This is a genomic window from Melioribacteraceae bacterium, assembly GCA_019638015.1.
Lineage (GTDB): Bacteria > Bacteroidota > Ignavibacteria > Ignavibacteriales > Melioribacteraceae > JAHBUP01.
The window spans coordinates 3,703,766-3,719,123 of the sequence record JAHBUP010000001.1; the positions used below are offsets into that span (position 1 = coordinate 3,703,766).

Genomic DNA, 15,358 nt, shown 5'->3' on the forward strand with positions numbered 1-15,358 from the left:
CTTATCCTTTTGAAAACAACACTTTACTTTAAAATATGGGTAAATAGAAAGATCAGCTTTTCCAATTTTAAAACTACTATTGACTAAACATGCGCTTTTATGAGTATTAATGAAAAAGTCTGGCTGGTTACCGCTACTATGGGTTATGGTCATCAACGCGCGGTTTATCCTCTTCGAGATATTGCCGAAGAAAAAATTATTACTGTTGGGGCAGATGATGTTGCCTCCAAGAATGAAGAAGTATTATGGAGAAGAGTTCTGCGTGCATACGAGTATTTATCGCGGGCCAGAGGACTTCCCTTCATTGGAAAATCATTATTTAATCTGCTCGATACTTTTCTCCGAATACCTTCCTATTATCCTATGCGGGATCTTTCCAACAAAACTTTTCAAGTAGATCTTTTAGAATCAAGTATTAAAAAAGGATTATGCGCGTCAATGCTTGATAAGGTCCGTTCCAAAAATCTTCCTATAGTAACATCTTTTTACGCTCCGGCAATTGCCGCCGATATGGGAGGATTTCAAAATGTGTATTGTATTATTTGCGATGCAGACCTAAACCGAGTTTGGGTAGCGCGGGAACCATGGGAGAGTCGTATTTATTATTTTGCCCCATGCGGTAAAGCTGCGCAACGTTTAAAAGCTTATGGCGTTCCCGAAGATAGAATTTACATTACCGGTTTCCCTCTTCCCGAAGAACTTACAGGTGGAGAAGATTTATCAATATTAAGGAAAAACCTTGGTGAGAGATTAGCAGTGCTTGATCCAAAAAATAAGTTTGGAATTAGGCATGGACAAAATGTAAGTCACTTTTTAGGAATTGAAAATTACCCTGTAGCGACAAGGAAAAAACTTACTATTACTTATGCGGTTGGCGGAGCCGGGGCTCTTTCGGAAATTGGCGGTAATATTGCGATAAGCTTAAAAAATAAAATTAAGAATGATGAGGTTAAGTTAATACTTGTTGCGGGTGTAAAAGAATCGGTGAAAAAATATTTCGATACCATTAAAAGAGAATTTGGAGATGATGACTCATCAAAAATTGAAGTGGTTTATTCTTCCAACATATATAATTATTTCGATCTGTTCAATAAAGCAATTTTGGGAACAGATATATTGTGGACAAAACCGAGCGAGCTTTCATTTTATTGCGGGCTCGGCATTCCAATAATTATGACGCCCCCAATAGGTTCTCAGGAAAAATTTAATCGTAAATGGCTTATTGAAATTGGAGCCGGCAGAAAGCAAGAAAAACCCGAATACACCGATCAATGGCTTTTTGATTGGCTCAATAAGGGAATTTTAGCTGAAAACGCCTGGTTTGGCTTCCTAAAAGCCAGAAAATTGGGAACAATCAAAATAAAAGAAATACTCGGGTCGGGTAAAATGGAGCAGTCTCAAAATCCGGTTTTGAGATAATTGAATTTTAAATTTTTAATAAATTATTCGATAATATAACTGTGTAATTTTACTTTTAATTTTTTACCACGAGGCAAATATGGGAAAAATTACAATCATTGAAAATGAACTCTACTCCCTCTACTTTCATGAAGAAGAGATGATCGTCCATCATGTAATGCACAAATTAATTGTTGGCGATCCATTCAAAACTTTACTCACCAGGGGATTAAATTTGATGAAAGAAAAAAAAGCGGTTAAATGGTTGTCTGATGATAAAAAAAATCCCCGGTTTTCAGGTGTAGATTATGAATGGGCAACAAAAGAGTGGTTCCCAAAAGTATTAGCAGAAGGATGGAAATTTTGGGCGGTAGTTCTGCCTGAAGAAATTCATGCTCAAATGTTTTTAAAACATTACTCAAAACTTTATTCCGATTTCGGTCTCGAAGTAAAATTATTCACAAATTCCGAAGATGCTTATGATTGGTTAAAGTCAAAATAAAATGGTTTGTTAAATTCTATTTTATTTTTGAATTAATTCAACACATGAATACCAGTCAAATTCATTATATTTGCGCTAATTATTAAAAAATTAGAGCAATTAATGCAGCCTAAAAATCTTGAAGATATTCCGAAAGCTTATAATCCAAAAGATACCGAAGATAAGTGGTACCAATACTGGGAAGAAAATAGTCTTTATCATTCAGAAGTTGATAGTAAAAAAAACCCCTATACAATTGTTATACCTCCGCCCAACATAACCGGCATACTTCATATCGGTCACATTTTAAATAACACGCTGCAGGATATATTTATTCGTTATAAAAGAATGAAAGGATTTAACGCTTGTTGGGTACCAGGTATTGATCACGCATCAATTGCTACCGAAGCAAAAGTTGTTGGAATGCTGAAAGAAAGAGGAATGCATAAGGACAATATAACTAGAGAAGAATTTTTAAAATACTGTTATGAATGGAAAGATAAATATGGCGGAATAATTTTTCAGCAATTAAGAAAAATTGGCATTAGTTGCGATTGGAATAGAGAACGCTTTACAATGGATGCGCATTATTATAAAAAAGTTATTGAAGCTTTTGTAAAATTATATAAGGAAGGATTAATTTACCGTGGCTACAGAATGGTAAATTGGGATCCGGCTTCTAAATCTGCAATTTCTGATGAAGAAGTTTTTTATAAAGAAGTAAATGGTAAACTCTGGTATTTTAAGTATCCCGTTAAAGATTCAACCGAATTTGTGATAGTTGCAACAACTAGACCGGAAACAATGCTGGGTGATACCGGAATTGCTGTTAATCCGGAAGATGAACGATACAAAAATTTGATTGGCAAAATGATTGTGCTTCCAATTGTTGGAAGAGAAATTCCAATATTTGCTGATGAGTATGTGGATAAAGAATTTGGTACCGGTGCTGTAAAAGTTACTCCTGCTCACGATATCAACGATTATGATATGGGGCTTCGTCATAATCTTGAAATGGTAAATATTTTTAATGACGATGCAACAACCAATGGAAATGTGCCGCGCGATTTTAGAAAACTTGATAGATATGAGGTAAGAGAGAAAGTTGTTGAAAGAATGAAGCAGCTTGGATTTCTCCACAAGATAGAAGATTACACAAATAAAGTTGGTTACTCGCAAAGAGGTAATGTTCCAATTGAACCCTATCTTTCCGAACAGTGGTTCATGAAAATGGATGAACTCTGCAAACCGGCTATCGAAGTTGTTCAGCAGGGACAAGTTAAATTTCATCCAGAACATTGGGTAAAAACTTACGAACACTGGATGAGCAATATTAGAGACTGGTGTATTTCACGTCAACTTTGGTGGGGGCATCGAATTCCAGTTTGGTATCATAAAGAAACTAAAGAAATTTACTGCGAGGTTGATCCGCCACAAGACATTCAGAATTGGTATCAGGATGATGACGTTCTCGATACATGGGCTTCGAGCTGGTTATGGGCACAGGATGTATTCACTACTGAAAAAGATCAAAAATATTATTACCCAACTGATCTGCTTGTAACTGCACCTGATATTATTTTCTTCTGGGTTGCAAGAATGATTATTGCCGGACTTCATTTTATGGGGAAAGTACCATTTAAAGATGTTTACTTTACTTCACTAGTTCGTGATAGTGACGGAAGAAAGATGAGCAAATCATTGGGCAATTCTCCCGATCCACTTGATTTAATTGAGGAATATGGAGCCGATGCGTTAAGATTTTCGATTATATATATAGCTCCTTTAGGGCAGGATGTTTTATTTAGCTCTGATAAATGTGAGATTGGAAGAAATTTTGCCAATAAAATGTGGAACGCCGGAAGATTTCTTTTAATGAACGCTCAGAATATCAAGCTTGATCCATTCCTAAAAAATAAGCATCTCGATTTTACAGACAATTGGATAATCAGCAGGTTTAATAAAACAATTAAAGATGTGAATGACGCGTTAGATCGATTTGATGTTAACGCCGCTACAAAATTGATTTACAGTTATGTATGGAATGATTTCTGTGATTGGTACATCGAGCTCTCAAAAAACCGATTGTATCATGGAAGTGATGAGGTAAAATCAGCTGTACTCTCACGCGCAATTTCGCTATATGAAGATATGCTAAAATTGGTTCATCCTTTTATGCCATTTATTACAGAAGAAATTTGGCAACTGTTGGATAAGAGAGATTCTGGCAAAAGTATCTCAACATCAAAATTTCCTGAATTTAATGCATCCCTAATTGACAATACCGCTGAAGCTGAAATTGATTTCGTTCAAAATGTAGTAACTGCCATTCGTAATATCCGCGGTGAAATGAATATTGCTCCTTCAAAACAAATAAATGTTTTCTTGAAAAGTTCAGCGGTAACTTCGGCACAAGAGCGCTACATAAAAACACTTGTTAGAATTGATCAATTAACTGTTGACCAGAAAATTGACAAGCCAAAAGCGTGTGCCTCAGCTGTTGTTAAAGGATGCGATATATTTATTCCGCTTGAAGGATTAATAGACGTCGAACTTGAAAGGGTGCGCATTCAAAAAGAGATGAAAAGATTACTCGGTTCATTTGAAGGTGTACGCAAAAAACTTGAGAATGAAAACTTTGTATCCAAAGCTCCCGCTGAAGTAATTGAGAGAGAAAGAATGAAGATGGATGATTGGCAGAAAGCTTTGGAAAAGCTACAGTCAATCTTGGCAGATCTGGAATAAAGGGGTATTCTGTATTACCAACTACTTTAGTTTCTATTGTGATTTGGATAATCTATTCAAAGTTTAAAGTTGCATTCTTTCCTATGAACATTTATTGTTGTTTTGTAAATAATTCAGAATATGACATCAGTATCTTTAAATAGTAACCCGATTGTTAGTCAGGTACTTACAGCCAACCAGCAAGCGGAAAGAATTCGTGAAATTGCTCAATTAAAAAATGAGCAGGCCCAGCAAAATTTTCCTCGAAAAACCCCGGCACCAATTGTTGACAATTTTATTACAGAAAAACTCGATGAGGAAATCCCAGATACTAGAAATGATTTTCGATTATACGAAAACACCCCAGTTGCTAAATTGCTTCAAACTATAAAGCAATTTAATGAAGTTAATAAGAATCGTCGTATTGAAATTTTGGCTGGGGATGAGTTAGACACTCCAAACGAAGAAAAGAATACTGAAGCCATAATTGATGAGTCCAAACCTGTCGGTTACTATATTGTTTTAAATAATGAAAAGAAAACTACCTCGTTAAAACTTCTAACAGGCAAAGTTGATATTTGGAAAGAACGTCTCGAAAAAACCTACCATACAAAAATTTTCAAAGATAACGGTTCATTAGTAAATCTTACAATTTAAAATCAGAAATCTATACCGATTCCAGTAATGTTTTAATTTTCTTTATTGTCAACGGTGCCGATCCCTCATAATGATTATTAACATTCAGGTAAACGTCAACCTTTCTCTCAAGTAGCTCCAAGATCATCTTAACAAGATTTTCAATTTCACTATCTCTAGCATCAACAATTTGATTCCACATTCCACCGGTTCGCTGTTCAATTCCCTTTCTATCATCCCCGTGCAGTCTAATAACCACATAATTTTTTATAAAATCTCTGTATCTCGAATAAACTTCAAAAATATCCGGCATATAATAACCTTGCAGAAAAACATGTCCAATATTTAGATCTCTGAGAAACTGGAAATACTTATCATTGATATAGTTTGGGTTTCTGATCTCGATTGCGAATTGATATTCGGGCGGAAGTGTTTTAGCAAACTCTCGAAACAATCCTTGGAACTCATACTGGGATTTCATTTTTTGCTTATTGAGATATTCGAACTGAAGCATTAAAGGTCCAAGATTATGTTTTAATGGCTTAATGATGCGAATGAATTCTGTAAGCAACTCTGATGATAGAAAATGAGAATTCGGAATTAGTGGCGCGTCTTTTTCCTGCCGGTATAAATGCGTTAGACTAATGCTGTTTGGAAGTTTAATGGTAAACTGAAAATTTTTATTTACCGAATTTTTATAATTAGTAACTACTTCGCTTTTGGGAAGAGTGATTTTATTAATTCCATACAACGACCAAAACCATTGATCAATTTCCACAGTGTTATAAACTTTGGAATATTCTTCAAGAAAATTGATTTCCGGATTATCGCTGTAAACTAATCCTTTCCACGAATCATATTTCCAGCTGCATGTACCTATTCGTAAAGTTGCCATACTAATATTTATCTATAACCATTTTTAAGTGCCCAATCTTTAATAGCCAATTTTTTCATCTCATCCATTTGTGCGGTTGGATGAACAATTGAATAACCGGAAAGGGGCATTTTATCATGATTCACTTCTTCCCAAATTTTCTTTTTTAAGTTGGATTTATTTTGATAGGATAATTTTTCCCATTCAGAAAAATTTAGCTCTGCTCTTCCCTCTTTCACATGGTCTGCGATCATCCATGAAATTGGAGCAACTGAAGAATACCAAGGATATTTAGTTTCGTTGGAATGACAATCATAACATGAATTTTTTAATATAGCTTTAATTTCACTTGGCGCATTTAAATCTGCCGTAACAGGGGGATTAGATTTCTCAACCTTTATGAATTGTATTCCTATTGATGCAATAACAAAAATGTAAAATATAATTTTACCCACTTAATCCTCAGCTTTCATGAATATATTTTAAAGTTAAAAACAGTCTGATATTTTTACCAACAATAAACTCATTATTTAGGTTCATGCAGAATTTTTTGTTTGTGCTAAATTAGTTCTTCCACCTCTTTACAAAATTTAATTAAGAACAGCATCGAATCTTCAGGCGAGTGAAATTTATTCATCATTTCAAGTTTGAGCACATCATTCGACTGCACAAATTTAATATCTTTAGAGTATTTTGAATTGATGAAGGTCAATACTCCCATAAATTTGTTCTTGTAAAAGTCCTCTCTATCCCCTTTTGGAAGTATTATGATAATTTTCTTTTCTTGAATTATAATTCTCTCAAGTAATGCGGTGGATGCATGAAACCTTAGAGTAGCCGCCATTATAAGTCTTGAAACCATTCCAGGAAGTTTGCCAAACCGGTCCTTAAGTTCATCCACAACTTCATCAATTTCGACAGCATTTAATACAGTAAAGAGAGCGGTGTAGTAACTTAATCTATCAGATTGCTCAGGCATAAATGATCTAGGTATTCCAATCTCAAAATATGTATCAATTGTGGGCTCGGACCGTTCAATTTGCTTTGGTAAATCCTTAAAGATTTCTTTGAATTCATCCTGCCGCAATTCCTCAACCGCTTCATCAACCATTTTTAAGTAGAGATCAAATCCAACAGAATCCATATAACCACTCTGCTCTGTTCCTAAAAGGTTTCCCGATCCTCTAATTTCCAGATCACGCATTGAGAGACTAAATCCTTCTCCCAATTCGGTATATTCTTCAATTGCGGCCAATCGTTTTACCGCTTTTTTTGTAATGGTTTCCATTGATGGAATTAAAAAATAGGCATATGCCTGTCTGTCGCTTCTTCCAACTCTACCTCTCAACTGATGCAACTCTGCCAAACCAAATCTATCTGCTCTATTAATTATAATAGTATTCACATTAGGAATATCCAGTCCGCTCTCAATTATTTTTGTTGAAATGAGCATGTGATATTTTTTACTGAGAAATTCATGAATTACCTTTTCCAATTCGGCAGGTTTCATTTGTCCATGTGCAACACCAATTTTTAAATCGGGTAGATATTTTTGAATATACGCCGCAATTTTTTGAATTGATTGAACCCTGTCATGAACGAAGTAAACTTGTCCGTTTCTTCTAAGTTCCGTCAATATCCATTCACGAACTTTAACAATATCAAAAATATCAACCTTGGTATAAATCGGCTGGCGGTTTGGAGGAGGCGTAGCAATAATTGAAAGATCACGCGCACCGAGTAATGATAAATTTAAGGTACGAGGTATTGGGGTTGCAGTTAATGTGAGGGTATCTACATTTGCTTTAAATGCGCGAAGTTTTTCCTTTGCCATTACTCCAAATCGGTGCTCTTCATCAATTATTAACAATCCCAAATCTTTAAACTGAATATCTTTCGAGAGCAGTCGATGAGTTCCAATTACTATATCGAGATCACCCGATTTTAATCTTTCAACAATTATTTTTTGCTCAGCTTGAGTTTGAAAGCGTGACATTGCTTCTACCTTTACAGGAAACTGGGAAAGTCTATCGGTAAATGTATTGTAATGTTGTTCGGCGAGAATTGTGGTTGGAACAAGAAGTCCCACTTGTTTTCCATCATTCACAGCTTTGAAAGCCGCGCGAACTGCAATCTCTGTTTTACCAAATCCAACATCGCCGCAAACCAGCCGATCCATTGGGTTCTGATTTTCCATGTCCCGTTTTACATCTTCAGTAACTTTTGCCTGATCGGGAGTGTCTTCATACAAGAATGAAGCTTCGAGCTCTTTCTGCCAAATAGAATCGGGTCTAAACGCGAATCCTTGAGAAGCTTTTCTCTTTGCGTAAAGAGTTATAAGTTCACGTGCGGCTTCCTTTATTTTCGCTTTTACTTTTTTCTTTGTATTCTTCCACTCATTTCCTCCCAATACAGATAATTTTGGCTGTACATTATCTTTAGAAGAGAACTTCTTTACGAGTGCGAGATAATTCATATTTACATAAACTATTCCCCCCTCGGCGTATAATATTTTGATTGACTCCTGTTCAACGCTACCAATTTTTATTGTCTCTAATCCTGCATACTGTCCAATACCAAAATTTTCATGAACCACATAATCGCCCCGCTGAATAGACGCAAATTCCTTAGCGCGTGATTTTTTAATTTTTTGTTTTGAGGAAATTTTAGAACGATAGGGTTTATTAAAAATTTGGTAATCTGTTAAGAGTAGTAGCTTTCCCTCTTTTGAGATAAAGCCACATTTAATAGCAAGTACCTCAATTTTTATTTTACCTTCCTCAATTAGATTGGCAAGTTCTTCTCTGAACTCCGAAAGTAATTCTTTAATTCTTTTACTTTGTAATTCATTTTCAACAGTAATAATTATCTGGTAATTCTTTTTTGAGTAGTCCTTGAGTACATTAAATAAAAGTTCGAAATTGGAATTTACTATTGGTGCTGAGGCGAGATTCAATTCAATTCTATTATCAATGCTTTCTATAACTTCCTCAATCAGCCATCTGGCGTTTTTTGAGTAAAGTTTTTCAATACTATCAATAGGACCGGCAATTATATCTGCATCTACTTTTTGAGTTTCTTTAATTCCCCCTTCATACAATTCCTCCACTAAGTCCGGGTCAATTTCCTCAAATGTTTCAATACCTTTCTGCTCTTCCTTATTGCTGAATAATTTTCTAAGCTCATATTGTAGGGCGAAGATTAAAGGAGTATCGAGATAATCAATAATATCACTAAAGGATTGTTCATCATCGGCAACGGCTGCAGCCAATGTTACATTTTCAATTTTATCTTGAGAGCGCTGACTATCAGGATCGAAATGACGTATTGATTCAAGAAAATCGCCATCATATTCTAACCGTACCGGCTGTTTTTCACTATATGACCAAAAATCAATGATTGAACCACGGACAGCAAAATCTCCGGGACTTTCGACATACTTATCGCGTGTATAATTAATTGAATTTAGGTAATCAATTAAATCATCAAATGTTAGAGTGCCCCCAACTTCAATTCTCGTTGTGTTTTTTTCAATATCGTTTTTAGAAGGAAGCCGGAGTTTTAGAATTTCATAACCTGTAACTAATATAAACCGCTTCCGTTTACCAAGATCGGTTAGTTTTTCTTGAATAGTTTCGGGATGATAATCATCAAGAGTTATCACATATTCATCAAGACCAAGAATAGCTAGCTCGACTTTTGTTTCATTGATTAATTGCACCGAGGGGCAAAGTAATACAATTTGTTTTTCAATACGGTTTATGTCTGAGATAAAAAATTGTCGGGAAGACCCGGCAAATGCCGAGACAACTATCTGCTTATTTTTTTGATAAAGTTCTTTTTTAATTACTTCAAAAGCCGGTACTGCTGATAAGATATTCTCGAGAGTTTTATTCATAATATTTATTTGTTTTTAAAATATAGAAAACCCCGTACCGCAACGCGGCCAGGGAATTTCCGTAAAAGACTTCTCAAAGTTAATGGAATTATTAAAGCCGTGAAAGTAATTATACTCTTATTATTTATTGGCGAACATTGATTGTAATCGGTAGAACTTTCACTACAATAACAGTTCTAAAATTCAACAATCCATTCATAATTGATAACTTTATAGAGCCCTTCTTTTTAATTTTTATTATTTTAGCTCCATATCATTAATGGAAAACTTATGTCCCTAAAAAAAGCCCGTCCCGCAATTGAGTTAAAACCAGAAGATTTAAAATGGACTTGTGACCCCGATGTTTTTGAAGTGGATTCTACAACAGAAATTAAACCGATAGATGGAATAGTCGGCCAGGAGAGAGCAATAAAAGCTCTTAAACTTGGTGTTGAATTAAAAAGCCCGGGCTATAATGTTTTTGTATGCGGACTCTCAGGAACCGGAAAGTTTACTACAATCAAAATAATGCTCGAATCAATTTCACCGAACAATATTAACCTTTTTGATTATGCATATGTAAATAATTTTAAAGATACCGACAGACCTACATTGCTAAAATTTCCGGCGGGATCCGCTATAAAGTTTAGAAAGGATTTGTTAAAGCATATTAAGTTTTTGCAGGAGCGAATACCAAAAGTATTAACCACCGAACCATTTTTATCTAAAAAGAAATCGATGATTGCGCTTTACGGTACTACACAACAAGCGATGATGAATAAATTTGAGGATAAACTTCGCAGCGATAATTTTACTCTAGGGCAAGTAAAAGTAGGTGAAATGGCTCGTCCCGAAATCCTCGCGGTAATTAATGATGAACCGGTTTTTGTTTATCAGCTCGATGATCTTGTGAGAACACAGAAAGTTAAAAGAGATGATGCCGATGAAATCATAAAAAAATACGCCTCATATCAGGATGAACTTCAAACCGTATTTAAAGAGAGTCTTCGTTTAACTCAGGAGTTTCAGGAGAAAATTCAGAACCTTGAAACTGAATCTGTAATGGATATTGTTTCAGTGACAATCGATGATATCAAGAAGAAATATAAAATTTCTAAAGTAAAGAAATACCTTGATGATGTTGCTGAAAATATTGTTCAGAATCTGGATGTATTTAAAGGTAAAAAACCGGTTCGGGAAGAAACCCAAGATGGAGTAATAATAGATTATCTAAAAGAATATGAAGTAAATATAATTTTGGATAATTCGAGGACAAAAAAATGCCCGGTGATTGTTGAGACTTCACCAACATACAATAATTTATTCGGCACAATTGAAAAATATAGTGACGGCAAAGGGGGCTGGTATGCCGATTTTACCAGAATAAAATCGGGCTCTTTATTAAGCGCTAATGGCGGCTATTTAGTAATTAATGCAATTGACGCTTTCGGCGAACCAGGAGTTTGGAAAACATTAAAAAGAGTGCTCTTATTCGGACAGCTTGAAATACAGGATATTGCTAATTTTTATCAGCTCTCCCCATCTGTATTAAAACCGGAGCCAATCCAAATTGATACTAAAGTAATATTTATTGGCAATAATTATATCTATTCGCTTCTTTCATCATATGAGGGGGACTTCAATAAAATATTTAAGATAAAAGCCGATTTTGATTATGAGATGAAGAGAACCGAACGCGCAGTTGGTGAATATGCTAGAATTATTAAGAAGCTGATTGAATCTGAAAAACTTTTGGAGTTTGATAAATCCGCAATCTCAAAAATTGTTGAATTTGGCGCACGTTATGCGGGAGAAAAAAATAAACTTACAACCCGTTTTGCATATATCGCCGATCTTGCTCGTGAGTCAAGTTTTTGGGCTCGTGATAATGGAAGTAAATTTGTTACTAATTACCATGTTGAACACGCATACAAATCTTCAAAAGAGAGACATAGTTTGTACGAATCAAAAGTAACAGAAATGATTACTGAAGGAACTATTTTAATTGATACAGATGGATTGCGTATTGGTACAATTAACGGGTTAGCTGTTTATGAAAGCGGTCACTACGCATTTGGCAAACCAACAAGAATTACTGCGAGCGTCGCTCTTGGTAATGGAAGCATTATAAATATTGAAAGAGAAGCTGGAATGAGTGGAAACACTCACAATAAAGGTATGTTGATAATTTCGGGATACTTCAAAGAAAAATTTGGTCAGCGTTTTCCATTATCATTCACCGCAAGTATCGGTTTTGAGCAGGGTTACGGAATGATTGATGGCGACAGCGCTTCTATTACCGAAATTGCCGCACTTGTCTCTGCAATATCAAAAGTACCAATAAAACAATCGTTGGCAATTACTGGGTCTGTAAATCAGAAAGGTGAAATTCAACCTATTGGAGGAGTGAATGAAAAAATTGAAGGATTCTTCGAGATTTGTAAAAATCGCGGATTGAATGGTTCTAACGGTGTTATTATTCCTCTTCAAAATGTAAAGGATTTAATGCTGAACGATGAAATAATTCAAGCTGTTGGAAATAAATTGTTTCACATTTATTCTGTATCAACAGTTGAACAAGCCGTTGAAATTTTAACTGGAATTAAAGCCGGTAAACAATCAAAAAACGGGAAGTATGAGCAGAATACTTTATTTGGACTTGTTGAAAAAGAACTTCATTCAATGAGAAATAGATTAAAACCGGCGTCAACAAAAAAGAACAACAACAAAAACAATCAGCAATCGAGTGATATCCAGGTAAAAAAGCATAATAAAAAATGATAAATTTTTTTAATCTATTTTAAGTTTGCACAAGTAAATTATATTTTCATTAAATCGAGAAAAAAATAAAATGATAAAACCATTCGCAAAGACAAAAATACTGGCCACGATAGGGCCGGCTTGCGACTCAGAAAAAACGCTTCTTCCATTAATAGAATCGGGAGTTGACGGTTTAAGAATAAATTTTTCGCATGGCAGCTTTGAATATTTTGAGAAGGTCTTTGATACTATAAATAAAATTTGTGTAAAAAAATCACTACCAATTCCTATTCTTATTGATCTTCAGGGACCTAAAATAAGAATTGGTGAATTGTCGCTTCCATCAATTGAATTGCACAATAACGAGACTATAGAGATAACAACCGAGGATGTTTTAGGAACTTACCAAAAAGTTTCAACAAGTTATAAGAATTTACCACAGGACGCGAGGATCGGTGATTTAATATTAATAGATGATGGGCTTATCAAATTAAAAATTATTGAGAAGAGCGATATCTCTGTAACCTGCACAATAATAAATGGGGGAATTCTTAAACCCAAAAAAGGAATGAATCTCCCTGGAATGCAATTAAGCACTCCCTCATTCACTAAAAAAGATTTAGCAAATCTTGAATTCGCGCTCAAGTATAGAGTAGATTATATAGCCCTATCATTCGTTAGAAATGCACAGGATATTACAGATCTAAGAAAATGGTTAGAAAGCAATGGATATGAAAAACCAATTATTGCAAAGATTGAAAAGCCGGAAGCAGTTTCCAATTTCGATTCGATACTAAATGTAGCAGATGGAATAATGGTTGCCCGCGGTGATCTTGGAGTTGAACTTCAACCGCATGAAGTCCCAATAATTCAAAAAAGAATTATTAGAAGATGCAACGAGTTAGGTAAACTAGTTATAACCGCTACACAGATGCTTGAATCTATGGTTAATAATCCGGTCCCAACACGAGCTGAAGCATCCGATGTAGCAAATGCTGTGTGGGATGGAACTGATGTTGTAATGCTTAGCGCGGAAACATCTGTTGGTAAATTTCCCGAACAAGCAGTAAAGGTTATGAAGGAAATAATCATAAACTCCGAAAAGGCATATGAGTTTGAAAGGAAAATTGATTTTGTGAAACCGGAATTCATTGATAGAAATCTTTTTGAATCGATGAACCAGGGGATATGTTCAATCAGTAAGCAAATTAACGCAAAAGCAATTATTGCGTTTACAGCTAAAGGTGATACTCCAACTAATCTATCTAAATTCAGACCACACGCAAAAATTATTGCTGTATCAGATAGTTTTGACGCGATGAACAAGCTTGCTTTAAAGTGGGGAGTAGTTTCAGTTTTTTGTGAGGATATAAGTGACCGGCAAAAAGCCGCTGTAAAAGCTAGAGAGATTATGTTGAAAGAAAATTTACTTGAGGAAGGGGACCTCGTTATTTTTACTGAAGGTGGTTTGAAAATTAAAAATGTACGGGAAAACTGGATTCGATTTGAAGTAATATAATTTTATGATAAAAGATTCGCTACATCTGGCAAAATGGTGGACCGAAGATAATAACGGAAAGTTATTATGTACGTTATGCCCCCGTTATTGTTCAATTGGCGAATCTCAAGCGGGATTTTGTTATATCCGCCAAAATATAAATGGAAAACTTTATTCAACCGGTTATGGTCATCCTACCGGATTTGCGATTGACCCAATCGAGAAGAAGCCATTAAACCATTTTTATCCCGGTACACAAATATTAAGTTTTGGTACTGCCGGGTGTAATCTTGGTTGCAAGTTTTGTCAGAATTGGTCAATGAGTAAAACAAAGCTCGATAATATTCATTCATTAGATGTAACTCCAACCCAAGTTGTTGAATTAGCAATAAACAACAAAGTACCTTCAATCGCATACACGTACAACGATCCGGTAATCTTTGGCGAATATGTAATTGATATTTCTAAGATTGCCAGAGAGGTAAATATTAAAAATGTGATGGTTACTGCCGGCTATATTGATAAAAATGCTCGAAGTGAAGTCTTTGAATATATTGATGCCGCCAATGTTGATTTAAAAGGATTTACAGAATCGTTTTATTATAAACTTACCGCTTCTCATATCAATCCGGTGCTTGATACTTTAATTTGGATAAAGAAGGAAACCGATATTTGGCTGGAGATTACTACTCTACTTATTCCCGATGAAAATGATAACGATGACGAATTAAAATTAATGTGCAATTGGATCGTTGAAAATTTAGGAGATGAAGTTCCTCTTCACTTTACTGCATTCCATCCCGATTTTAAAATGCTCTCAAAACCAAGGACTCCCCACAAAACTCTTTTTAGAGCCAGAGAAATTGCCCTAAAGGGGGGAATAAAGTATTGCTATCTGGGAAATATTCATAATGAAGCAGGTAGTTCAACTTACTGCCACTACTGTAAACATTTACTTATAGAACGAGACTGGCATTCAATAATCCAAAACAACATTAAATCCAATCAATGCCCAAAGTGTGGTGCCATAATTCCCGGGATATTTATGTGATTTCTGTTGCATCTTACTCCTACAATTTGGAATTTTGGAACGGTTTAACGGGGCAATGA

Annotated in this window: 10 protein-coding genes; 7 read left to right on the forward strand and 3 right to left on the reverse strand. The window is 35.1% G+C overall.

Going from position 1 to position 15,358, the window contains the following annotated elements; translation table 11 throughout:
• Positions 1-99 precede the first annotated feature (99 nt).
• The 4 genes from KF816_15875 to KF816_15890 all read left to right on the forward strand — a co-directional run bounded on the left by KF816_15875 (position 100) and on the right by KF816_15890 (position 5,260).
• Complete coding sequence (locus KF816_15875) at positions 100-1,419, forward strand: hypothetical protein (protein ID MBX3009500.1); 1,320 nt, start codon at positions 100-102, stop codon at positions 1,417-1,419.
• A gap of 79 nt (positions 1,420-1,498) precedes the next feature.
• Positions 1,499-1,900, forward strand: a complete 402-nt coding sequence (locus KF816_15880) for a hypothetical protein (GenBank protein ID MBX3009501.1) — start codon at positions 1,499-1,501, stop codon at positions 1,898-1,900.
• A gap of 102 nt (positions 1,901-2,002) precedes the next feature.
• Positions 2,003-4,624, forward strand: a complete 2,622-nt coding sequence (locus KF816_15885; protein MBX3009502.1) for a valine--tRNA ligase — start codon at positions 2,003-2,005, stop codon at positions 4,622-4,624.
• A gap of 120 nt (positions 4,625-4,744) precedes the next feature.
• Positions 4,745-5,260, forward strand: coding sequence for a hypothetical protein (locus tag KF816_15890; protein ID MBX3009503.1), 516 nt, complete (start codon positions 4,745-4,747; stop codon positions 5,258-5,260).
• Positions 5,261-5,270: 10 nt separating this feature from the next.
• On the opposite strand, the gene KF816_15895 is transcribed toward KF816_15890, so the two are convergent.
• The 3 genes from KF816_15895 to mfd all read right to left on the reverse strand — a co-directional run bounded on the left by KF816_15895 (position 5,271) and on the right by mfd (position 10,011).
• The gene (locus tag KF816_15895) at positions 5,271-6,134 is read right to left on the reverse strand and encodes a DUF72 domain-containing protein (protein ID MBX3009504.1); all 864 of its coding nucleotides are present in this window, start codon (positions 6,132-6,134) and stop codon (positions 5,271-5,273) included.
• Between the two features lie 8 nt (positions 6,135-6,142).
• Positions 6,143-6,568: a heme-binding domain-containing protein gene (locus KF816_15900; GenBank protein ID MBX3009505.1), complete on the reverse strand. Its 426-nt coding sequence runs from the start codon at positions 6,566-6,568 to the stop codon at positions 6,143-6,145.
• Between the two features lie 104 nt (positions 6,569-6,672).
• Positions 6,673-10,011 (reverse strand): transcription-repair coupling factor, encoded by a 3,339-nt coding sequence (mfd, locus tag KF816_15905; protein MBX3009506.1) that lies wholly within the window; start codon positions 10,009-10,011, stop codon positions 6,673-6,675.
• Between the two features lie 270 nt (positions 10,012-10,281).
• Between mfd and KF816_15910 the strand changes: the two genes are divergently transcribed.
• The 3 genes from KF816_15910 (at position 10,282) to amrS (ending at position 15,299) form a co-directional block, all read left to right on the forward strand.
• Positions 10,282-12,771: an AAA family ATPase gene (locus KF816_15910; protein MBX3009507.1), complete on the forward strand. Its 2,490-nt coding sequence runs from the start codon at positions 10,282-10,284 to the stop codon at positions 12,769-12,771.
• Positions 12,772-12,841: 70 nt separating this feature from the next.
• Positions 12,842-14,269: a pyruvate kinase gene (pyk, locus tag KF816_15915; protein ID MBX3009508.1), complete on the forward strand. Its 1,428-nt coding sequence runs from the start codon at positions 12,842-12,844 to the stop codon at positions 14,267-14,269.
• A 4-nt stretch (positions 14,270-14,273) separates the two neighbouring features.
• Positions 14,274-15,299: an AmmeMemoRadiSam system radical SAM enzyme gene (gene amrS / locus KF816_15920; GenBank protein MBX3009509.1), complete on the forward strand. Its 1,026-nt coding sequence runs from the start codon at positions 14,274-14,276 to the stop codon at positions 15,297-15,299.
• The last annotated feature ends 59 nt before the right edge of the window (positions 15,300-15,358 follow it).

Coding starts and splice junctions, on each gene's coding strand:
- KF816_15875 (MBX3009500.1), top strand. CDS start 100: ATGAGTATTAATGAAAAAGTCTGGCTGGTTACCGCTACTATGGGTTAT.
- KF816_15880 (MBX3009501.1), top strand. CDS start 1,499: ATGGGAAAAATTACAATCATTGAAAATGAACTCTACTCCCTCTACTTT.
- KF816_15885 (MBX3009502.1), top strand. CDS start 2,003: ATGCAGCCTAAAAATCTTGAAGATATTCCGAAAGCTTATAATCCAAAA.
- KF816_15890 (MBX3009503.1), top strand. CDS start 4,745: ATGACATCAGTATCTTTAAATAGTAACCCGATTGTTAGTCAGGTACTT.
- KF816_15895 (MBX3009504.1), bottom strand. CDS start 6,134: ATGGCAACTTTACGAATAGGTACATGCAGCTGGAAATATGATTCGTGG.
- mfd (MBX3009506.1), bottom strand. CDS start 10,011: ATGAATAAAACTCTCGAGAATATCTTATCAGCAGTACCGGCTTTTGAA.
- KF816_15910 (MBX3009507.1), top strand. CDS start 10,282: ATGTCCCTAAAAAAAGCCCGTCCCGCAATTGAGTTAAAACCAGAAGAT.
- pyk (MBX3009508.1), top strand. CDS start 12,842: ATGATAAAACCATTCGCAAAGACAAAAATACTGGCCACGATAGGGCCG.
- amrS (MBX3009509.1), top strand. CDS start 14,274: ATGATAAAAGATTCGCTACATCTGGCAAAATGGTGGACCGAAGATAAT.